Below are 19,329 nucleotides of genomic sequence, written 5' to 3' on the forward strand. Positions count from 1 at the left end.
CGGCGACAGCATCCAGCCTTATTTCCGCACCAGCGCTTCCGATCCCGCGCATTGGGGGCGGTCTCGGTCTGGGCCTGGGGACTCAGCCGGGCCTACGATTATCTGGCGACCGACCGCGGCGTCGACCCGCGCCGGGTGATCGTGTTCGGCCATTCGCGCTACGGCAAGGCCGCGCTCTGGGCCGGTGCGCGCGACGAGCGCTTCGCGCTGGTGATCGCGAACGATTCGGGCGAGGGCGGCGCGTCGCTCTATCGGCGCAATTTCGGCGAGACGATCCGCGTCATGAACAACTATTGGTTCGCGCCGCGGTTCAAGACCTGGGCCGGACGCGAGAACGAGCTGCCCGTCGACGCCCATGAACTGATCGCATTGGTGGCGCCGCGTCCGGTCTACATTGCCAGCGCGAGCGAGGATTGGTGGAGCGATCCCAAGGGTGAGTTCCTCGCCGCCAAGGGCGCCGACCCGGTCTACCGCCTGCTCGGGGCGAGTGGGCTCGACAGCGCTGGAATGCCGCCGCCCGATCACTCGATCCAGTCGCGGATCGGCTACCATATCCGGACCGGACCGCATGCGCTGACTGCGTCGGACTGGGGCCATTTTATCGCCTTCGCCGATCGCTGGCTCGGCCCTCGCGCCCATGAACAGGAGTAGAGTGATGCTGAACCGGGTCATCGCGATCGCGTTGCTGTTCCTGCTCGCGTTCGGGGCGTCGCCCGCCGCTGCTTCGGGCCGCGCCGAGACGATTCTCGCCGATGGCTGGCGCTTCCATCTGGGCGAGGTGCAGGGCGACGCGACGGCGGCGGATTTCGACGATGCGGACTGGCAGTCCGTTTCGGTGCCGCACACCTGGAACAAGGTCGGTAATTACGGCGTCACGCGCCGCCCGGATGCAAACACGACGCGTGGAATCGGCTGGTACCGGTTGCGATTCACGCTCCCGATGACCGCGGCGGGCAAGCGCGTGTACCTGCAGTTCGACGCGGCGAGCATCGTCGCCGATGTGTGGGTCAACGGCCGCAAGCTCGGGGGGCATGAAGGCGCGTTCAGCCGCTTCCGCGTCGACGCGACCGATGCCCTGCGGCCGGGCGAGAACGTGCTCGCGGTGAAGGTCGACAATTCGAAGCCCGATCCCGGCAGCCCGACGGAGTTCGTGGTGCCGATCTCGGGCGACTTCTTCATGTATGGCGGACTCTATCGCCCGGTGTCGCTGATCGTGACGGGGCAGGCGCATATCGACCTGCTCGATCATGGCGGGCCCGGAATTTATGGCCGCGTCACGGCGCTCGACGATACCGCCGCCACGGTCGCTGTGCTGACGCGGCTGCGCAATTCGGGCCGAACGGGCGCGGTCACCTTGCGCACCAGCATTGCGGACGGCGAGGGCCGGCAGGTTGCGCGCAGCGAACAGCGGCTGAACCTCGCCGCGGGCGCGACCACCGAGCGCGAGACGGCGTTGACGATCGCCAATCCGCGGCGCTGGAACGGGCTCGATGATCCCTATCTCTATCGCACCACAGTGGAGCTGGTCGGCCGCGGCGGCGAGCTGCTCGACCGGGTCGAGCAACCGCTCGGGTTGCGCACGGTGGCCGTCGATCCCGACAAGGGCTTCATCCTCAACGGCCGCCCTATGCGGCTGAACGGCGTCAATCGCCACCAGGATCGGCAGGAGAAAGGCTGGGCGCTGACCCAGGCTGATTACGAGCAGGACATGGCGCTGATCAAGGAGCTCGGCGCGAATTCGATCCGGCTGGCGCATTACAATCACGCCACACCTTTCTTCGATCTCGCCGACCGCAACGGCATGGTGCTGTGGGCCGAGCTCGGACTGGTCAACCTCGCCTCGATTCCCGGCAAGGCCGACACGCCACCGGCGATGAAGGCCAATGCCGAGGCGCAGATGGTCGAGCTCATCCGTCAGAACTACAACCATCCGTCTGTCGGCGTGTGGTCGATCGGCAACGAGATCACCAACTGGTCGTCGAAGGGCCTGACCCCTTCGAACGCGCGTCCGCTGATGAATGCGCTGAACGCGGTCGCCAAGCGCGAGGACCCGACCCGGCCGACGACGATCGCCGCATGCTGCGAAGTACTGCCGGGCGAGAAGGACGATGGCCGCGACCGCACTGCGGGGACGGCCGATACGGTGGCCTATAATCTCTATTATGGCTGGTACACATCGGGTCGGGTCGCCGATGCGGCACGGCTGGGCGCGGTGATGCAGGGCTATCACCGTGAGAATCCGACCTTGCCGGTCGGGGTCGGCGAATATGGCGCGGGCGGTGCGATCGCGCAGCACACCGACAATGTCGATGGCGGCAAGATCGAGAGCATCTATCGTCCCCAGGCCGAGGAGATCCAGGCGGCCGTCCACGAGCTGTCGTGGAAGGAGCTCAAGCCGCTCGATTTCCTGTGGGGAACCTGGGTCTGGCAGATGTTCGACGCGACCAGCGACCTGCGCGAGGAAGGCGACAGCACCGACATCAACACCAAGGGGCTGGTGACCTTCGATCGCAGCGTGAAGAAGGACGCGTACTGGTTCTACAAGGCGGCGTGGAGCAAGGCGCCGGTGCTGTATCTGGCTGGACGGCGCTATGCCGACCGCGCCTATCCGGTGATCGACGTGCGCGCTTATTCGAATGCTCCCGAGGCGCAATTGAGCGTCAACGGACGCGCGCTGGGTAAGGCGGCGTGCGCGGACTTCGTCTGCGTCTGGCCGCGCGTGCGGCTGGCGCCCGGTGAGAATGCGATCGTGGCGACGGCCGCGGGGCAGACCGATCGGATGGTGTTGCGCTACAGCGGCCCCGAACGCGCAATCCATGTGCGCACGGGCACACTGGAGGGTGTGACCCTGGCTGATGGCACCCGCTACGGTTCGGACAATTTCTTCGACGGCGGCCTCGGCTTCACGCTCAACCCGTATCAGCGCGAACTCTATGCGGCGAACCAGCGGCGCAAGGCTGCGAAGGTCGTCGCCGGCGCTCGTGAGCCGCGGCTGTATGCGAGTTGGCGGGCGGGCAAGGCGTTCCGCTATGCGCTGCCGCTGCCCGACGGCCGCTACCGAGTGACGCTCCATCTGTTCGATCCGGTTGAGACCGCGTCCGGCAAGCGGGTCTTCACCGTTACCGCGAGTGGTGGCGCCCCGGTTCGCATCGATCCGGTCGCGCGGGCCGGGGCGGGGATGACGGCGACGACAGTCGAGCTGCCGGCGACCGCGCGGAACGGTGCGCTAACGCTTGAGTTCACCGGGGTTGTGGGGAAGCTCTGGTGTCGGCGATCGACGTGGTGGCGCGGTAGGCTGAGGACTCACCTTCTCAATCGTCACCCCCGCGAAAGCGGGGCCCCATCTCCTGAGCGAGCGGCAGAATGCGCCGGCGCGCTCGCGGGTCACGTGGAAGATGGGTCCCCGCTTTCGCGGGGATGACGGAATGGGGGCTGGTCCGTGTACCAGTGACCTCAGAGCCCCGGATGCTCGGTGAGGCGGAAGATGCGGTCCATCGGATGCCAGCTGCCGTCGGCACCGGCGGCCGGGATCGGCTGCTGGAAACGCTTCATTTTCGCCACCCAGGCGATCACCGCGAGGTTCGCGGCATCGGCTTCCGCCTTGCTCGCGGATGCGTAGCTTTCGTTCGCGTCGATGATCATGAACAGCCGATTGCCCGCGCGGTAGATCTCCATATTGTCGATGCCGGCGTCACGGATCGATTGCGTCACCGCGGGATCGGTGTTCCCGACGCGGTGCCAATGCTCATATTCTGCGATCAGCCCGGCGTCGTCGACCAGGTCGAGCGCGAGGCAGATGCGCGCGCTCATGCGTTGCTCCAGCCGCCGTCGATGACGTTGATCGTGCCCGTGGTGTAAGAGGAAAGGTCGCTGCCGAGGTAGAGCGCGAGCTCGGCGATCTCCTTGGCCGATCCGATCCGGCCCATCGGCTGGCGCGCGACGAATTCGAGCGGGCCCTGTCGGCATCGCCGGTCGCCGCGAGCCGCTCGTCGAGCGACGGCGACTGGACCGTGCCGGGGCAGATCGCGTTGCAGCGGACGCCATTGCCCACATAGTCCTGCGCCACCGACTTGGTCAGACCTACCACCGCCGCCTTCGAAGCGCCGTAGACGAAGCGGTTCTGGACGGCGATCACCGATCCGGCGACCGACGACATGTTGACGATCGACCCGCCGCCGCGCGCGATCATGCCGGGCAGGAAGGCGCGGATCATTCGGTAGGCGGACTTCACGTTCAGATCGAACGAGAAGTCGAAATCCTTTTCGTCGGTGGTCAGGATCGTTCCGGCGTGGACGAAGCCCGCGCAGTTGAACAGGATGTCGATTTCGCCGACCTTCTCGCCGAACGCCGCAATCGCAGGGCCGTCGAGCAGGTTCAGCACATGCGTTTCGCACCCCTCGATCGTGGCGAGCGCTTCGGCGTTGATGTCGGCGGCGATGACGCGGGCGCCCTCGCGCGCGAACAACTCGGCGCTGGCGCGGCCGATGCCCTGGGCGGCGGCGGTGATGACGGCGGTCTTGCCTGCTAGGCGCATCTTTTCGTCTTTCCTCAAACGGTGGGGATGGGGGTGTCGGCACGGATCAGTCCGTGATCCTTGAGGTCGCGCCACAATGCCGGCGGGATGTGGGTTTCCATCAGCGCCACTGCCTGTGCGACCTGGCGCGGACTGTTCATGCCGGGAATGACCGAGACCACCTGCGGGTGGGCGAGGGGAGCTGCAATGCGGCCGCGGCGAGTGGCACGTCGTGCGCGGCGCAGATATCCTCGATCGCGCCGACGCGTGCGACGATCGCGGGCGGGGCGGGCTCGTAATTGTAATGGAGTTCCCCACCGCCGCGCACGCCCTTGGCGAGGATCCCGGAATTATACGGCCCGCCGAGCACAATCCTGACGCCGCGTCGCTCGCACAGCGGCAGGAAGGTCTCGAGCGCTTCCTGCTCGAGCAAAGTGTAGCGGCCGGCGAGCAGGACCAGGTCGATCTCGCCGACCGCCATCACTTCTTCGCACACCTGCGTTTCGTTGACGCCGAGCCCGATCGCGCCGACCGCGCCGCTGTCGCGCAGTTCGCGCATCGCGCGGTAGCCGCCTTCCATGAATTCGGCGAAGCGGCGCGGATGATCGTCGCCATGGGTCATGCGGCCGATGTCGTGCGCATAGAGGATATGGATCCGGTCGCGGCGCAACCGCGCGCGGCTGGCTTCGTACGATCGCATCACTGCGTCGTAGCTATAGTCGAACACGCTTTCGAATGGTTCGGGGGTGACGAACGCCTGTCGCGGCACCGACAAATCGGTGCCGGGCGGGACGGGATCGAGGCGGCGGCCGACCTTGGTCGAGACAATCGCGCGCTGCTCCGGATTCACCTCGGCGAGCGCACGGCCGAGGCGCTTCTCGCTCAGGCCGAAGCCGTAATGCGGGGCGGTGTCGTAATAATGCAGGCCGGCGTCCCAGGCACTGCGGACGGTCGCGGCGGCATCTTCGTCGCGCATCGCGCGATAGAGATTGCCGATTGCGCCCGCGCCGAAGCCGAGGCGGCCCAAAACATTGAGATCGACCATGGTATTCGGCTCCGGCGGACTGACGCGTCAGCTAAAGCTTGTCATACGTCATACGTCAATGGCGTAGAAGCTCCTGGCGGCGCCTTCGAACAGCCGCGCGAGTTCCGCGGGCGTCGTGGGCCCGACCAGTTCGCGGGTCGCGTCGACCCAGTCTTCGTAGCTGTCGCCGGCGTGGCGCAGCACCGGCCAGTCGCTCCCCCATATCAATCGTTCGCCGAAGCATGCCACCAGATGCGTGACATAGGGACGCAACGCTTCGTACGGTTGGCCCTCGGCCTGTTCGGTGCGCAGCCCCGACAGCTTGCACCAGATATTCGGAAGCGTCGCCAATGCGGCGATCTCGTCGCGCCACGGATCGAGTTCGCCCCGCGCCGCGTAGGGTTTGGCGGCGTGATCGATCACGATCGGAAGCTCGGGCCAGCGCGTGGCGAAGCGGTGCAGCGTTTTCAGGTGTCGCGGCTGGACCAGTGCGTCGAAACGCAGGCCGTGCGCGAGCATCGCCTCGATCGCCGGGTCCAGGCCAGGTTGCAGGATCCAGTCGGTATCCGTGATCCCCTGGAGCATCGGGCGCAGGCCGCGAATCCTTGGCTGGCGGGCCAGTTCGGCGATGCGGCCCGGTGCTTGCGGGTGCGCGAGGTCGACCCAGCCGACGATCGCGCGGATGAGGGGATCGTCGAGCGCGAGCATCCAGTCAGTATCGCGGTCGTCGCCCTGCGACTGGACGAGCACGCCCCCGATCAGGTCCAGGCCCGCCGCCTCGGCGCGCAGGTCATCCGGCAGGAAGTCGCGATGGATAAGCGGCCAGTCGGCGTCGGGCCATGAATGGCCGGGCCCGCCGATCTGCCAGAAATGCATATGCAGAATCGAGGATGCGCATCGTGCCGCCGCCTGCCTGCCGGTTAGCGGCGCGGATGGCGCGCGGCGCGGCGGCGCGCCCAGGACGATTCGATGTGATCGCGCATCGCACGGCACGCGCGATCGGCATCGCCGTCGACGATCGCGCCATAGATCGCTTCGTGGGCGGCATGGGTCGCGCGGACATGCTCGACGTTGAGCTTGCCGCTATAGCCGTGATTGCGCAGCGCCTCGGCCTGCACGCCGTCGATCACTGCCTTGCTCAATTTGTCGCCCGAGATGCGCATGACGATGTCGTGAAAGGCGATGTCCTCGTGCACATAAGCGGCGGGATGCGGGATCAGTTTCTCGAGCTTCGCCATCTGCGCGGTGAGCTCGGCGATCGTCTCGGGCGTGCGTCGCTCGGCAGCCTTGGCGGCCATGGCGCCTTCGAGGAGCGAACGGATCTCCGACAGATTATCGAGATAGGCCAGCCCGTCCTCGCGCTTGAACAGCGCCGCGAGGATCATCGGATCGAGCATGCCCCACGCGCTCGAATCACGGACGATCGTGCCGCGGCCCTGCTGCGACACGACGAGTCCCTTTTCGGTCAGCGCCATCGTAGCCTCGCGGATCACCGTGCGACTGACCCCGTACATTTCGCCCAGCATGCCTTCCGGCGGTAATGCCGTGCCTGCCGGATAAGTCTCGGTCACGATGGCGTTCACCAGATCCTCGACCACCGCTTCCGCGAGGCGCGGACGGCGGCGGATGCGCATCGGCTCGACGGTGGGACGGTCGTTCATTGCAGGTGCGTCTCGTTCATAAAGGCGTTCGCCGGCACGTTGAGCGCTTACCGGGGGCTTCGTCAACGCCTTGCCAAATGGAAAAGATAATACATAATACGTATTCTGCATCGCGTGAGCTGGCGAGTGCAGGGAAGGGGCATGAATGAAAGTAACCGGCTATCGCAGCCTGGTCACCTCGCACGATTGGGGGCGCCCGGTCGGTGACGCGAACGGAGTTATCGCGTCGGGCATCACCGAGGTGCCGATCCTGATCCTCGAAACCGATTCGGGTCTGGAAGGCGTGGGGCTGGGCCAGCATGCGGATATCGATCGGGTATTCGGAGCGGTCGCGGGGCAGGATCCGCGCGCGGTGCCGGCGCTCTACGACAGCATGCTTTCGCATGTGTTCAAGAGCGGCCATGCCGGGCTGACCTATGGCGCGATCGCTGCCATCGACATGGCCTTGTGGGACCTGAAGGCGAAAATGGCCGACGAGCCGCTGTGGCGGACGCTGGGCGCGCTCGATCGCTTCGTCCGCGGCTATGCCTCTGGCCTGTGCTACGGCCTCGACGATGGTGCATTCGACGCGTTGTATGCGCGCTGGGCGGAACGCGGCTTCACTTCGGCCAAGATCAAGGGCGGCAAGGACTTGGCGCGCGACATCCGCCGGTTGAAGCGGGTGCGCGACATCATGGGAAGCAACACGCCCGCGCCCGCTTTGATGCTCGACGTCAACGAAAGCTGGAACCGCAAGCAGGCGATCCGCCATCTGGCCGAGATCGAAGCCGCGGGCATCGACCTGACCTGGATCGAGGAGCCGGTGCGGCGCTGGGATGCCGCCGGCCTCGCCGCGATCAGCCGTGCCGCGCGCTGCGCGGTGGCAACCGGCGAGAATTTGACCGGGCTCGAGCAATTCGCGCCGTTGCTCGATGCCGGCGCGGTCGACGTCGTCCAGGCCGGCAGCGTCTGGGGGATCACCCATTTCCAGCGCGTCGCGATCGCCGCGCATGTCCGGGATCTGCCGGTGTCGCCGGTCGGCTATGACGGCAATCCGATCGCGCATGCCGCCGCGGCGGCGCCCAACATGATCGGCATCGAGGTGCAGGACATGGCCTGGCCGCTCGGCCTAGACGTCGATCAGGAGATCGCCGACGGCGGGATCGTCCTCGGAGATCGACCGGGCCTGGGGATCATCGTCGACGAGACGCGGATCGAGCGCGATCGTGCCGATGGCAGCTGGGCGTCGAATGGTGGGCCCCATCGTCGCCCGCGTGAGGCGGGGCTGCGGCTGGTTCCCGACGAGGGGCCGGTGCATTGAGCGCGACGATGCACGCGCCGGATTATGTCACCGGACGTCAGCGGACTCGGCTGCAGGTCTCGCTGATGGTCAATTTCTTCCTGCTCATGGCGCTTTACAGCGGCGTGCTGGGAGTGCTTCTGCCCAACCAGATCGCCGAGCTCGATCCGGGCAACAAGGCGAACAACCTGGCGCTGCTGTTCGCGATCACTTCGATCTTCTCCACACTCGCCACGCCGATCGCGGGAGCGCTGTCGGATCGGACGCGCAGCCGCTGGGGCCGGCGCACGCCGTGGATCGCGATCGGATCACTGATCGGCTCGCTCGCTCTGTTCGGCGTGTCGCTGATGACCAGCTTCTGGTCGTTGATCGTGTTGTGGGTGATGGCGGCGGTCGCCTATAATTCGATGCAGCCGGCGATGACGACATTGATCGCCGATCGCTTCGCGCCGGAAGTGCGCGGCGGGATATCGGGAATCGTCGGCGCGGGGATGACCGCGGGACTGACCGCAGGCACGGTGGTCGCGGGCTATCTCGCCGGCGATGCCATGCTAGCTTACGGCCTGTTCGCCGCCGCCATAGCAGTATCGTGCCTCGCGTTCATCGGGCTCAACCGGGAACCGTCGAGCGCGGCCTTGCCGCGGCGCCCGATCGCGTGGGGCGAATTCCTGCGCGGCTTCTGGATTAGCCCGCGCGAGCATCCCGATTTCGCCTGGGCGTTCCTCAGCCGGTTCACCATCTACATGGGATATCAGGCGGTCGCGGCGTATCTACTCTACATCCTACGCGACTATATCCGGCTGAGCGACGGCGCTTCCAACATCGCGATCGCCAACATGGCGATCGTCACTTTGATCTGCCTCGTCGCATCGTCGCTGCTCTCGGGCTGGTGGTCCGATCGCATCCAGCGCCGCAAGCCGTTCGTCGTCGCCGGCAGCCTGATCATGGGCTGCGCGATGATTGCCCCGCTCGCATTGCCGTCGATGTCGGGGATGTGGATCTACGCGGCGGTGATCGGCGTGGGCTACGGCATGTTCATGTCGATCGACATCGCGCTGATGACGCAGGTGCTGCCGCAGAGCGCGCTTGGGGACGAGGGGCGCGACCTGGGCGTGCTGACCACGGCCGTGAACATCCCCCAGATCCTCAGCCCGGTGATGGCCGCGGCTTTGCTGGGCGCGACCGGCGGCGACTATCGGGTGATCTTCTGGGCCGCGATTCTCTTCGTCTTCGGTTCTGCGCTGTGCGTTCTGCCGATCCGCTCTGTCCGTTAGACATAATACGTATGATCATCATTTGACATGCGATATATTTTATGGTGCACAGGGGAAAATAATCGGAGGGGATATCATGGCGTTTCTAGCCCGTAATATGCGCGCCGCGTTGCTCGCGACGCCGGCACTGGGTGCCTTGCTCTGGAGTGGCGCCGCGTTCGCGCAGGCAGCCGACCCGGCCACGCAGACCACGGAGGCTCCTGAACCCGCATCCGAACAAACCGACGAGATCGTCGTCACCGGCATCCGCGCCGCCGAGCGCGCGGCGATCGACATCAAGCGCAATTCGGTCGCAGTGGTCGACTCGATCGTCGCCGAGGATCTCGGCAAGCTCCCCGACGGCAACGTCGCCGAATCGCTTCAGCGCGTCACCGGCGTCACGATCGAGCGCAATCGCGGCGAGGGACGGTTCGTCACCGTCCGCGGCTTCGGCCCCAAATTCAACGCAGTCACGGTGAACGGCCGCACGCTCGCCACCGACAATAACGGGCGCGAATTCTCGTTCGACGTGCTGCCGTCCGAAATCATCTCGGGCGCCGACGTCTACAAATCGCCGCAGGCCAACATCAACGGCGCGTCGATCGGCGCCACCGTCGACGTCCGCACGCTGCGCCCGCTCGACCAGAAGACTGGGTTCAAGCTGGCCGGCTCGGCGGCGGGAATGTGGTCTGAACTCGCCGACAGCTGGAACCCCGAATTCTCGGCGGTCGCCAGCTGGAAGAACGACGCCGGCACCTTCGGGGTGGCGCTCTCGGGCGTCTATTCGAAGCAGGAAAACCGCGACGACGAATTCACCATCGGCGCGGGTCACGTTCGCCGTTCGAGCACCGATTCCTATTATAATCTCGGCGCCGTTCCGGGCGGCCGCATCGGACCGGGCGTGGCGCCGTTTTCGCGCGTATCGATGCCGTCGAACCTGTCGCCCTTCTTCTTCGAACGCGAGCTGACCCGTTGGGGCGTGAACGCATCGGTCCAGATGCGGCCCAGCGACAAGTTCACCGTCACGATCGACGGACTGTATTCGAAGGCGCGCTTCGTCGAGCAGCAGACCGGTCTCGCTTATGACTTCGCCGGCGGTATCCTCGCCGAGCAGGTCGTCGAGGGCGGCGAGGCAGTCTATCAGCGCTATGTCGGCGGCTTCGTCGATCAGATCATTCAGTATGACGATCGCGACGTCGCCACCGATCAGTTGGGCATCAACGTCGACTGGCGCCCGACCGACGACTTGCGGATCCGTCTCGACGGATCGGTCTCCGATGCGCGCCGTCGCGGCAAGGAGAACAATCTGTTCACGACGATCCGGCGCAAGAACGTCGATCTTTCCTTCGATCGGCGCAGTGGCAGCCCGATCTACGATTACAGCTTCAGCAGCCCGAATTACGCCAATGCGGCGACCAATCCGCAGGGCGTGACTGCGCATTATTACATCTGGGGCGGCGGTGCCGACATCGACGACGAGATCGAGGAATATCGCGGTGACGTGGAATGGAAGCCGGGTGGCGGCGCCTTCACGCTGAGCGCGGGCGCAATGGCGCAGAGCCGGATCAAGACGATCACGGCCGACGAAACGCCGTTCGGCGAGCAATGCGCCTATTGCGATTCAAACCGCGTCTTGCCGACATCCCTGTTCCAGCCGACCGATCGCTATTTCTTTTCCGGCGGTGGCGGGGACATCATCCGCGACTGGCTGATCTATGATCCGCTCGCGCTGGTGCACACGATCGACCAGTTCGCGACGCAGGACGGCAAGGCGTTCAATCCCGCGGTGTTCTCGCCATCGGCATCGTCGGTGGTGAATGAGAAGGTCAAGGTCGGCTATCTGATGGGGGCGCTCGACACGCGGATCGGCGGCATGCCGCTCGCGATCAATGTCGGCCTCCGCTACGAGAACACCGACTACACCTCGTCGGGCGCTTCGCGCACGGTCACCAGCGCACGGCCCAACGGCGCGGGCCAGAACATCATCGTCGTCTCGCCGGTGATCCCGGTCAGCTTCCGGGGCAAATATGATGACTGGCTGCCGTCGCTCAACGCCCGGCTGTCACTCACCGATAATCTGCTGCTGCGTTTCGCCGCGTCGAAGGTGCTGACGCGGCCGACCCTGTCGGACCTGTCGCCGCGTCAGTCGATCCAGACCAACCCGGGCAACGAGACGATCCGTCGCGGCAATCCCGATCTCCAGCCGTTCCGCGCCAAGCAGGTCGAACTGGGCGCCGAATGGTATTTCACGCAGGATTCGCTGCTCAACGCCGCCGTTTTCTACAAGGACATCGAATCGTTCGTGACGCTCGTCACGACGCCGCAGGTGGTCGATCAGGTCACCTTCCAGGTTACCGTGCCGGACAATGGCAACGGCGCGACGGTGAAGGGTTTCGAGATCGGCTATCGCCAGTCGTTCGCGTCGTGGCTGCCGGCACCGTTCGACGGCTTCGGCGTGCAGACCAGCTTCAATTATACCGAGTCGAATGCGAACTACACGAACGCGGTCGCCAATGTGTCGTTCGGGCTCGAGGGGCTATCCAAATATTCGTACAGCCTTGTCGGCTTCTACGAGAAATACGGCATCTCGGCGCGCGCCGCCTATACCTATCGCGACAATTTCCTCCAGGTCGCCTCGGGGCGCAACGGCGAGCCCGAATATTTCGATGCCTATGGCCAGCTCGACGTCAGCCTGGCGTACGACGTGGGGTCGCACTTCACGGTCTTCGCCGACGCAGTGAATTTGAACAACGCCAAGGAGTTCATCTACTCGGTCACTCCGGACCGGACCAAGGAGTTCCGCAAGACCGGACGGCGCGTCTCGGCGGGCGTCCGCGTCCGGTTCTGAAGCGAGGTTTTCAGTCTTCCCAGGCCGTGACGTCGCCCAGCGCGACGTCACGGCTGTCGCGGCTGTCGAGCACGGCATCGCGCCGCATCTGCGAAGCGATGCGATCGACGATTGCACCCTCGACATTGCGCAATGCGACGACCGGCCGGGCATCGGGGGCGGCGGTGCGTAGGCTGACGTCGCGGATCGTGAGCCGGCGGGCGTGGCGCGCGTAGAAGCCGGCGGCGGGCAGGGTGCCGAGATAGCTGACCTCGAGGCTGGTCTCGCGGCGATATTCGGGTACGCGCGCCGCGTCCTCGCGCGTGCCGCCGCCCGCGGCAGCGATATCGATATTGCGGAAGCTGACGTCCTCGACCGGGGCATCGGCGATGCCTTCGACTCCGCAGGGAAAGCGCGGATGCGCGCCCGATACGGTCACATCTTCGAACCGCACGCGGCGGATCCTGCCGATAGGCGTGCCGCGCGGCGCGCGCATCCGGGCGCCGTGATGGACGAACAGCGGGTGATTGACCGGATCGCGCAGGATGATGCCCGATACCGATACGTCTTCCAGCGTGCCCCCATCGACGATCCCCATCAGGATCCCCCGGCTATTGGTGCAGATGCAATCGCTGATCCGGATGTTGCGGAAGCCGCCATTGGTCTCGGTGCCCAGCTTGATCCGGCCGAGCGGCCCAAGCTTGTCGGGAGCGGCGTAGTCCGACGGAAGATAGGTGCCGTCGAGCAGCGATCCCATCGCGTAGCCGCTGGTCTTGCAGCCGGAGATCAATATGTCCTCGCACATCACCGCGCGGCCGAGCGCGTAGCTGCTCTTGAGCACGATCGCGTCGTCCTTCGGCGCGTTGACCGTGCAGTTGATCACGCGCACGTCGCGGCATGCGTCGATGTCGATGCCATCGCGGTCGGTGTCGACCACCAAGCCGTCGATCTGCATGTTGGTGCAGCCATGCGCGATCACGCCGAAATGTCCGGCCTGCAGGATCGTGAAACCGTGGAGGCGAATGTTGCGGCAGTTCATCAGCCCGATCGCCTTGTTGGCGCGGCCGATCGGTGCGCGCTCCTTCGCGTCGCGCAACGCGAGTTCGCGCGGCGCGATGCCGAGCGCCGCCGCGGACTGCCAGCCCGGACGGGCATGCCAGCGATCCCCGGACCCTCGCGATCGAGCCCGAGCCCGTGGAGCATGCCGGGACCGAGGATCGCGACGTTGGACACGCCGTCGCCGCGGATCAGGCTGTTGTGGACATGAGTGATCCCGAAATCCTGGAACTGCTCCTCCATGTAATTTTCCGGCGGATCATAATGGGCGCCGTGGCTGTCGGGATCGGCGGCCACGATCGTCGCGCCGGCGGACAGCACGAGCGCGATATTGTCGCGCAGTCCCAGCGTGAAGCACAGATAGCGGCCTGCGGGGACGACGACGGTGCCGCTGCCGCGTTTGGCCGCCGCTTCGATCGCGCGATTGATCGCCGGGCTGTCGATAGCCACGCCATCGCCGCGTGCACCATGGCGGCGCACGTCCTCGAACACGCCTGCGGCGACGGCTTGCGCCTGGTCCGAAAGGCCGGCCGCGAGCAGCACGGCGCCAGTGCCGAGCAGGGTGGAGCGACGATCGATCATGGCAGCCGAAAACATGCGCTCTCCCGACGATAGCGCGCTTGCATGCGCATTAAACATAAGACATCATACGTCTATCGCGAGCGCTGTCCACAGCGTTTGATCCAATGAGAAACCACCAGGAGCAGGATCGATGAACGCTGGCGCCCTACGATCGCCGATCGGCGCGACCGTGCGAATGGCCTTGGCGGTGTCGTCGCTGCTCGCGGCGACGAGTGCCTTCGCACAGGCAGTGATCCATGTCGCGCCGAACGGCGACGATCGCGCGCCCGGCAGCAAGGCGCGCCCGGTCCGTTCGCTCGAGCGCGCACAGGCACTGGTGCGCGCGGCTAACGCAGGCGGCGATGTCATCGTAATCCTCGCCGACGGCACCTACAGCCTCGATCGGCCGCTCCGCTTTGGTGCTGCCGACGGTGGCCAGCGCGGCCACCACGTCGAATGGCGCGCGGCCGACGGGGCCCGGCCGATGCTGTCGGGTGGCCTGACCGTCGACGGTTTCCGTCCCTATGACGAGGAGCGGCGGATCTGGGTCGCCGACGTGCCCAAGGAGTCGACGCGCGTCAGCTCTGGGTCAACGATCAGCTTGCCGAGCGGTCGTGGATCGAGATCAAGGCGTCCGACCTCGCATTCAACGCCACCGGTTTCGACATCGTCAATCCTGACCTTGCCTATGTCGCCGCGATCAAGCGGCCCGACCGGCTGGAAGTCGAGGCGACCGGATTTTTCACCGATCGCTATTCGCCGGTGAAGTCGATCGCCGGGCGCACGGTGACGATGCAGCAGCCGGCATGGGACAATAACAGCTGGGGCTACGACACGATCACCAAGCCGATCTTCCCGGCGGATTCGCGGCTGTTCCTCGTCAATGCGTTCGAGTTCATCGGCAAGGCGAACGATTGGCACGCCAAGCCCTATCAGTGGTTCCTCGATCCACAGGCGGGCAAATTGTATCTCCGGATCGCGCAGGATGACGACATCACGCGGCTGAAGGTCGTCCTGCCGCGGCTCGATGCGCTGCTCTCGATCGCGGGAATGCCGGCGGCGCCGGTCGAGCGGCTGGCGTTCCGGGGCCTGCGCTTCTCCTACACCAGCTGGATGGGGCCGTCGCAGCCGACCGGCTATGCCAACCAGCAGAGCGGCGCCTTCCTGTCCGAGGTCTCTCCGATCCGCCCGAAAGCGGCGTGGCAGAGCTGCGGCTGGGGCTGCGTCGAGTTCGAATCGATGCGCCAGCGCTGGAACCAGATGCCCGCTGCCGTCCAGGTCGCCGCGGCGCGCGACGTCACGTTTGAGAACAATCGCTTCACCCAGCTCGGCCAGATCGCGCTCGGGATCGGCAACGATTCGAACGCCAACCTGAGCGGCACCGGCCTCGCCACCGCGCGGATCCGGGTGGTGCGCAACCATTTCGCGGTGCTGTCGGGCAGCGCGATCATGGCGGGCGGCATCCGCGCCGACGCGCACCATCCCGGTGACCCCGCGCTGATCAACCGCGACCTCGTCATCGAGGACAATCAGGTCGCGACCGTCAGCCAGGATTACAAGGACAATGCCGCGATCCTGACCACCTATATCAGCGGCGCACGGATCGCGCACAACGACGTCAGCGACGCGCCGTATGACGGCATCGCAGTCGGCTGGGGCTGGGGCTATAACGACGCCGGCGGCAACCCGAATTACGACGAGAACCAGAAGGGCTACGTCCACAATACCCGCTACACCACGCCGACGACGCTGCGCGATACATTGGTCGAGAACAACCGCATCCACGGCGTGAAGACATGGTTCATGGATGGCGGCGCGATCTACAATCTCTCGGCCAATCCCGGCGCGGTGATCCGCGGCAACCACATCTTCGACATCGACGACAAGATCGCGATCTATCTCGACGAAGGCAGCAAGCATTTCCGGGTGACCGGCAACGTCGTCGAGACGCGTGGCAAGTGGCTCAACATCAACACCGCCGGCAAGATGTTCCGGCGGCGGATCTCGACCGACAACCTCGCGACCGGCAATTGGCACAGCTCGGCCGCTACCGGCGGACGCTGGCTGCCCGAGATCGGCAATACCGCGCGCGACAATATCCTGGTGCCCGACCGCGACTGGCCGGCCGAAGCCAGAGCGGTAATCGCCAATGCCGGCGTCCGCCCGGATCCATCGCGATAGCCGGAACCCCTCCCCGGTTTTCCTCGGCCGCCGCGTCCCGATGGCCCGGCGGCCGATTTTCAGGTAAGCAAGCGTCGGTCGGCGGCGAGACGCAGCACCAGATCCGCGCGCGCCGGCATCTCTGCGAGGATCCAGCGTGTCAGCCGCTCATAATGCGCAACGAAGCGCGCGATAGCACCTGCATCCATCAGGCCTGTCGTACTGCGACCCTGTGTTTCGAGCGTTCGCCGTAGCGCGTCCTCCTGCTCGGTTCGCCAGCGCTCGACGATCTCGAAGCCGGGTGCGGCGAGGAGGATGAGTCGGTCGATACGCGCGAACAGATCGGCATAGTCGGTCCGCAGCGCAGCGTTTACTGCGCGCCGCCAGATGCCGACGGGATCCTCGTCGCGTTCGAGCGCATTTGCCGGCGCCGTCAGCGCGTCGTCGTCCTGCGCACGGGCACCGACGCACCAGCCCTCGAAGATCAACAGATCGAGACCTGCCGGGACCGGCTGCCAGCGCGCCTCCGGCTCGGGTTCGTCGTGGGCCTTGTCGAAACGGGGCAGGGACACGGCATGCCCTTCGCGGATCGCATCGAGCAGCGCGATCCCGTGCGCGACGTCATGCGTCAGCGGGACGCCGCGCGTGCGCAACAAGGGATGGATGTCCCGCGCCAGCGCAGCGCGGGCGTTGCCGGCGAGATACAGGTCATCGAGAGACAGGATCGCAGTGGCGATGCCATGCGCTACCATCCGGTCGCGCAGTCCCGCCGCGAGAGTCGATTTGCCCGATCCCTGCGCGCCGCACAGGCCGAGAATCAGCGGCCGACCGGTCCCGGAATCGAGCCAGCCGCGAACGGCGCTCTCGACGCGGTCAAGCGACTTGGTCACGCGGCGGAGTGCCCGCGAAGAAGGCGTCGAGATTGTCGGCCACGCGCATCCCCATCGCGACCCGCGTCTCGCGCGTCGCGCTGCCGAGGTGCGGCAGCAGCACTGTATTGGGACAGGCGAGCAGTGCCGGCGCCACCTGCGGCTCGCGCGCGTAGACGTCGAGCCCCGCGGCCGCGATGCTCCGTGCCGTCAATGCCGAGGCGAGTGCTGCCTCATCGACCAGGGTGCCGCGCGCAGTGTTCACCAGCACGGCCGTCGGGCGCATCGCCGACAGGAAAGCGGCGTCGACCATGTGCCGCGTCGCCTCTCCGCCGGGCGCATGGAGCGACACCACATCGGCGTCGGCGGCGAGCGCGGTGGGAGTCGCGCGATACGCCTCGGACGGCATGTCGTCGACGCGATTGCGGCTGTGATAGATCACCTTCATCCCGAACGCCCGCGCACGCTCCGCAGTGGCGCGGGCGATGCGGCCATAGCCGATCAGCCCGAGCGTCTTGCCGCCGAGGCTGGTGCCGAGCAGGTGCGTCGGGCGCCAGCCGGACCATCTCCCGGCGCGCAACTCGCGCTCGCCTTCGGAAGCGCGGCGGGTGGCCATCAGGATCAGCATCATTGCGATGTCGGCGGTCGCATCGGTGAGCACATCGGGGGTGTTGGTGACGACGATCCCGGCTGCACGCGCGGCATCCACGTCGATATGCTCGAAACCGGCGCCGTAATTGGCGATGATCCGCGCACGGCGATCCTCAGCCAGGACGACGTCCCGCGGCAGCCGGTCGGTCACCGTCGGGCAGACCGCGTCATAATACCGCATCGCGGCGGCCAGCGCGGCGGCGTTCGGCGGAACATCGTCGAGGTTACGCGTCACGTCATAGCGTTCAGCCAGCCGGTCCTCGACCGCTTCCGGCCAGCGCCGGGTCAGCAGGATGCGCGGACGGGTCATAGCAGCCCGCGCGCGGCGAGGTTGCGCATCAGGGCCGCCGCGCCGAACGCCCATGGCGCGCAGAGGTCGGTCGCCGTGACGCGGTTGACCAGCGCGCCGAGCGGATCGCAGCTGATCCGCACGACATCGCCCTTGTGGTGGGTGAAGCCCTTGCCCTCGGCATCGCGATCTTCGGTCGGCGCGAACATGGTGCCGAGATAAAGCACGAGCCCGTCAGGATAGCGATGGTGCGCATTGATCGCCTGTGCGACGAGATCGGCGGGCGGCCGGCTGATCGCCGACATCGCCGATCGCCCCTCGAGCACGAAGCCGTCGGTGCCGGTCACGGTCAAGGCCACGTCCGCCGCTTCGATATCGGCGAGCGTGAAGCGGTGGTCGAACAGCCGCACGAACGGCCCGACCGCGGCGGCGCCTTCATTGTCCTTGGCCTTGCCGAGCAGCAGCGCCGATCGCCCCTCGACGTCGCGCAAATTGACGTCGTTGCCCAGGGTCGCGCCGATGGTTCGGCCGGTGGAGGCGATCACCAGCACGATCTCGGGCTCGGGATTATTCCAGCTGGAGGCGGGATGAACGCCGATCTCGGCGCCGACACCGACGGTCGACAGCGGCTGGGCCTTGGTGAAGATCTCCGCGTCCGGGCCGATCCCGACTTCGAGATACTGGCTCCACGCGCCCGCTGCGATCAGCGCCTCCTTGAGCGCCATCGCCTCGGGCGAGCCGGGGCGCAGCCGGCGAAGATCGTCGCCGACGAGTGCGCGGACCTGTTCGCGAATGCCCGTCGCGGCGTCGGCATCGCCGCGCGCGCGCTCCTCGATCACGCGTTCGAGCATCGATGTCGCGAAGGTCACGCCCGCTGCCTTCACTGCCTGGAGATCGATCGGGGACAGCAGCCAAGGGCGGCTGTCGTCGCGATCGCGCGGGTCGGTGTTGGCGAGAATTTCGGCGAGCGTGCCGATGCCCTCGCCGGGCGCTTCGCGCAGCGCTGTGGCGGGATCGGGCGCTTCGCAGACATCGCGCGCGGTGGGGAAGGCCGCACTGATATCGATCAACCGGTCGCCGTCGACGCGCACGGGTGAGGGGCCGCCGCGGTCGGGACGCCAGACGCGGCCAAGCAGTAACGCGTCGCGATCGTTCGGCAGGATGTCGTCGGGATATAGGGGCATCG

The 19,329-nt window shown here is 66.3% G+C and carries 17 protein-coding genes and 1 pseudogene; 7 read left to right on the top strand and 11 right to left on the bottom strand.

Annotation, left to right across the window (positions count from 1 at the left end; all coding sequences use genetic code 11):
* The first annotated feature begins 51 nt into the window (after positions 1-51).
* Complete coding sequence (locus PIB19_RS21790) at positions 52-651, top strand: alpha/beta hydrolase family protein (RefSeq protein ID WP_271239007.1); 600 nt, start codon at positions 52-54, stop codon at positions 649-651.
* Between the two features lie 4 nt (positions 652-655).
* On the top strand, positions 656-3,421 hold the full coding sequence (locus PIB19_RS21795) for a glycoside hydrolase family 2 TIM barrel-domain containing protein (RefSeq protein ID WP_271239008.1): 2,766 nt from the start codon (positions 656-658) through the stop codon (positions 3,419-3,421).
* A 32-nt stretch (positions 3,422-3,453) separates the two neighbouring features.
* Here PIB19_RS21795 and PIB19_RS21800 read toward each other — a convergent pair whose 3' ends face one another.
* The 6 genes and pseudogenes from PIB19_RS21800 to PIB19_RS21825 all read right to left on the bottom strand — a co-directional run bounded on the left by PIB19_RS21800 (position 3,454) and on the right by PIB19_RS21825 (position 7,198).
* Complete coding sequence (locus tag PIB19_RS21800) at positions 3,454-3,810, bottom strand: L-rhamnose mutarotase (protein ID WP_271239009.1); 357 nt, start codon at positions 3,808-3,810, stop codon at positions 3,454-3,456.
* Positions 3,807-4,534, bottom strand: a pseudogene (locus PIB19_RS21805) (SDR family oxidoreductase). Before PIB19_RS21805 ends, PIB19_RS21800 begins: the two are co-directional and overlap by 4 nt.
* Before the next feature lie 14 nt (positions 4,535-4,548).
* Positions 4,549-4,674, bottom strand: coding sequence for a hypothetical protein (locus PIB19_RS21810; RefSeq protein WP_271239010.1), 126 nt, complete (start codon positions 4,672-4,674; stop codon positions 4,549-4,551).
* Positions 4,671-5,558 carry an aldo/keto reductase gene (locus PIB19_RS21815; RefSeq protein ID WP_271239011.1) on the bottom strand — a complete coding sequence of 296 codons (888 nt, stop codon included), beginning with the start codon at positions 5,556-5,558 and terminating at the stop codon, positions 4,671-4,673. The genes PIB19_RS21810 and PIB19_RS21815 overlap by 4 nt, the downstream gene beginning before the upstream one ends.
* A 48-nt stretch (positions 5,559-5,606) precedes the next feature.
* Positions 5,607-6,413 (bottom strand): amidohydrolase family protein, encoded by an 807-nt coding sequence (locus tag PIB19_RS21820; protein ID WP_271239012.1) that lies wholly within the window; start codon positions 6,411-6,413, stop codon positions 5,607-5,609.
* Positions 6,414-6,457: 44 nt separating this feature from the next.
* Positions 6,458-7,198 carry a FadR/GntR family transcriptional regulator gene (locus tag PIB19_RS21825; RefSeq protein WP_271239013.1) on the bottom strand — a complete coding sequence of 247 codons (741 nt, stop codon included), beginning with the start codon at positions 7,196-7,198 and terminating at the stop codon, positions 6,458-6,460.
* Positions 7,199-7,343: 145 nt separating this feature from the next.
* Here PIB19_RS21825 and PIB19_RS21830 point away from each other — a divergent pair, with 145 nt between their 5' ends.
* The 3 genes from PIB19_RS21830 to PIB19_RS21840 all read left to right on the top strand — a co-directional run bounded on the left by PIB19_RS21830 (position 7,344) and on the right by PIB19_RS21840 (position 12,578).
* Positions 7,344-8,498, top strand: coding sequence for a mandelate racemase/muconate lactonizing enzyme family protein (locus tag PIB19_RS21830; RefSeq protein ID WP_271239014.1), 1,155 nt, complete (start codon positions 7,344-7,346; stop codon positions 8,496-8,498).
* Positions 8,495-9,751 carry an MFS transporter gene (locus tag PIB19_RS21835; RefSeq protein WP_271239015.1) on the top strand — a complete coding sequence of 419 codons (1,257 nt, stop codon included), beginning with the start codon at positions 8,495-8,497 and terminating at the stop codon, positions 9,749-9,751. Before PIB19_RS21830 ends, PIB19_RS21835 begins: the two co-directional genes overlap by 4 nt.
* Positions 9,752-9,827: 76 nt before the next feature.
* Positions 9,828-12,578 (top strand): TonB-dependent receptor, encoded by a 2,751-nt coding sequence (locus PIB19_RS21840; protein WP_271239016.1) that lies wholly within the window; start codon positions 9,828-9,830, stop codon positions 12,576-12,578.
* Between the two features lie 10 nt (positions 12,579-12,588).
* On the opposite strand, the gene PIB19_RS21845 is transcribed toward PIB19_RS21840, so the two are convergent.
* Together PIB19_RS21845 and PIB19_RS21850 are read right to left on the bottom strand one after the other, a co-directional pair.
* Positions 12,589-13,653 (bottom strand): glycoside hydrolase family 28 protein, encoded by a 1,065-nt coding sequence (locus PIB19_RS21845; RefSeq protein ID WP_271239017.1) that lies wholly within the window; start codon positions 13,651-13,653, stop codon positions 12,589-12,591.
* Complete coding sequence (locus tag PIB19_RS21850) at positions 13,596-14,210, bottom strand: glycosyl hydrolase family 28-related protein (protein WP_271239018.1); 615 nt, start codon at positions 14,208-14,210, stop codon at positions 13,596-13,598. Before PIB19_RS21850 ends, PIB19_RS21845 begins: the two co-directional genes overlap by 58 nt.
* 115 nt (positions 14,211-14,325) lie before the next feature.
* On the opposite strand from PIB19_RS21850, the gene PIB19_RS21855 reads away from it, so the two are divergent.
* On the top strand, positions 14,326-14,940 hold the full coding sequence (locus PIB19_RS21855) for a hypothetical protein (protein ID WP_271239019.1): 615 nt from the start codon (positions 14,326-14,328) through the stop codon (positions 14,938-14,940).
* Entirely contained in the window at positions 14,937-16,355 is a 1,419-nt protein-coding gene (locus PIB19_RS21860) for a hypothetical protein (RefSeq protein ID WP_271239020.1), read from the top strand. Before PIB19_RS21855 ends, PIB19_RS21860 begins: the two co-directional genes overlap by 4 nt.
* Before the next feature lie 59 nt (positions 16,356-16,414).
* Here PIB19_RS21860 and PIB19_RS21865 read toward each other — a convergent pair whose 3' ends face one another.
* From PIB19_RS21865 to PIB19_RS21875, 3 genes are read right to left on the bottom strand one after another with little or no spacing between them, the layout of a single operon-like run.
* Positions 16,415-17,224 carry a kinase gene (locus tag PIB19_RS21865; RefSeq protein ID WP_443018662.1) on the bottom strand — a complete coding sequence of 270 codons (810 nt, stop codon included), beginning with the start codon at positions 17,222-17,224 and terminating at the stop codon, positions 16,415-16,417.
* Positions 17,208-18,164, bottom strand: a complete 957-nt coding sequence (locus tag PIB19_RS21870; protein WP_271239021.1) for a 2-hydroxyacid dehydrogenase — start codon at positions 18,162-18,164, stop codon at positions 17,208-17,210. The genes PIB19_RS21865 and PIB19_RS21870 overlap by 17 nt, the downstream gene beginning before the upstream one ends.
* The gene (locus PIB19_RS21875; RefSeq protein WP_271239022.1) at positions 18,161-19,327 is read right to left on the bottom strand and encodes a fumarylacetoacetate hydrolase family protein; all 1,167 of its coding nucleotides are present in this window, start codon (positions 19,325-19,327) and stop codon (positions 18,161-18,163) included. The genes PIB19_RS21870 and PIB19_RS21875 overlap by 4 nt, the downstream gene beginning before the upstream one ends.
* Positions 19,328-19,329 lie beyond the last annotated feature (2 nt).

This window comes from Sphingomonas sp. 7/4-4, assembly GCF_027941955.1.
Taxonomy (GTDB): domain Bacteria; phylum Pseudomonadota; class Alphaproteobacteria; order Sphingomonadales; family Sphingomonadaceae; genus Sphingomonas.

What these genes read in the sequence shown, in the direction of transcription:
- PIB19_RS21795 (WP_271239008.1), top strand. Translation starts at nt 656, where the DNA reads ATGCTGAACCGGGTCATCGCGATCGCGTTGCTGTTCCTGCTCGCGTTC.
- PIB19_RS21800 (WP_271239009.1), bottom strand. Translation starts at nt 3,810, where the DNA reads ATGAGCGCGCGCATCTGCCTCGCGCTCGACCTGGTCGACGACGCCGGG.
- PIB19_RS21810 (WP_271239010.1), bottom strand. Translation starts at nt 4,674, where the DNA reads ATGAACAGTCCGCGCCAGGTCGCACAGGCAGTGGCGCTGATGGAAACC.
- PIB19_RS21815 (WP_271239011.1), bottom strand. Translation starts at nt 5,558, where the DNA reads ATGGTCGATCTCAATGTTTTGGGCCGCCTCGGCTTCGGCGCGGGCGCA.
- PIB19_RS21820 (WP_271239012.1), bottom strand. Translation starts at nt 6,413, where the DNA reads ATGCATTTCTGGCAGATCGGCGGGCCCGGCCATTCATGGCCCGACGCC.
- PIB19_RS21825 (WP_271239013.1), bottom strand. Translation starts at nt 7,198, where the DNA reads ATGAACGACCGTCCCACCGTCGAGCCGATGCGCATCCGCCGCCGTCCG.
- PIB19_RS21830 (WP_271239014.1), top strand. Translation starts at nt 7,344, where the DNA reads ATGAAAGTAACCGGCTATCGCAGCCTGGTCACCTCGCACGATTGGGGG.
- PIB19_RS21840 (WP_271239016.1), top strand. Translation starts at nt 9,828, where the DNA reads ATGGCGTTTCTAGCCCGTAATATGCGCGCCGCGTTGCTCGCGACGCCG.
- PIB19_RS21850 (WP_271239018.1), bottom strand. Translation starts at nt 14,210, where the DNA reads ATGTTTTCGGCTGCCATGATCGATCGTCGCTCCACCCTGCTCGGCACT.
- PIB19_RS21855 (WP_271239019.1), top strand. Translation starts at nt 14,326, where the DNA reads ATGAACGCTGGCGCCCTACGATCGCCGATCGGCGCGACCGTGCGAATG.
- PIB19_RS21870 (WP_271239021.1), bottom strand. Translation starts at nt 18,164, where the DNA reads ATGACCCGTCCGCGCATCCTGCTGACCCGGCGCTGGCCGGAAGCGGTC.
- PIB19_RS21875 (WP_271239022.1), bottom strand. Translation starts at nt 19,327, where the DNA reads ATGCCCCTATATCCCGACGACATCCTGCCGAACGATCGCGACGCGTTA.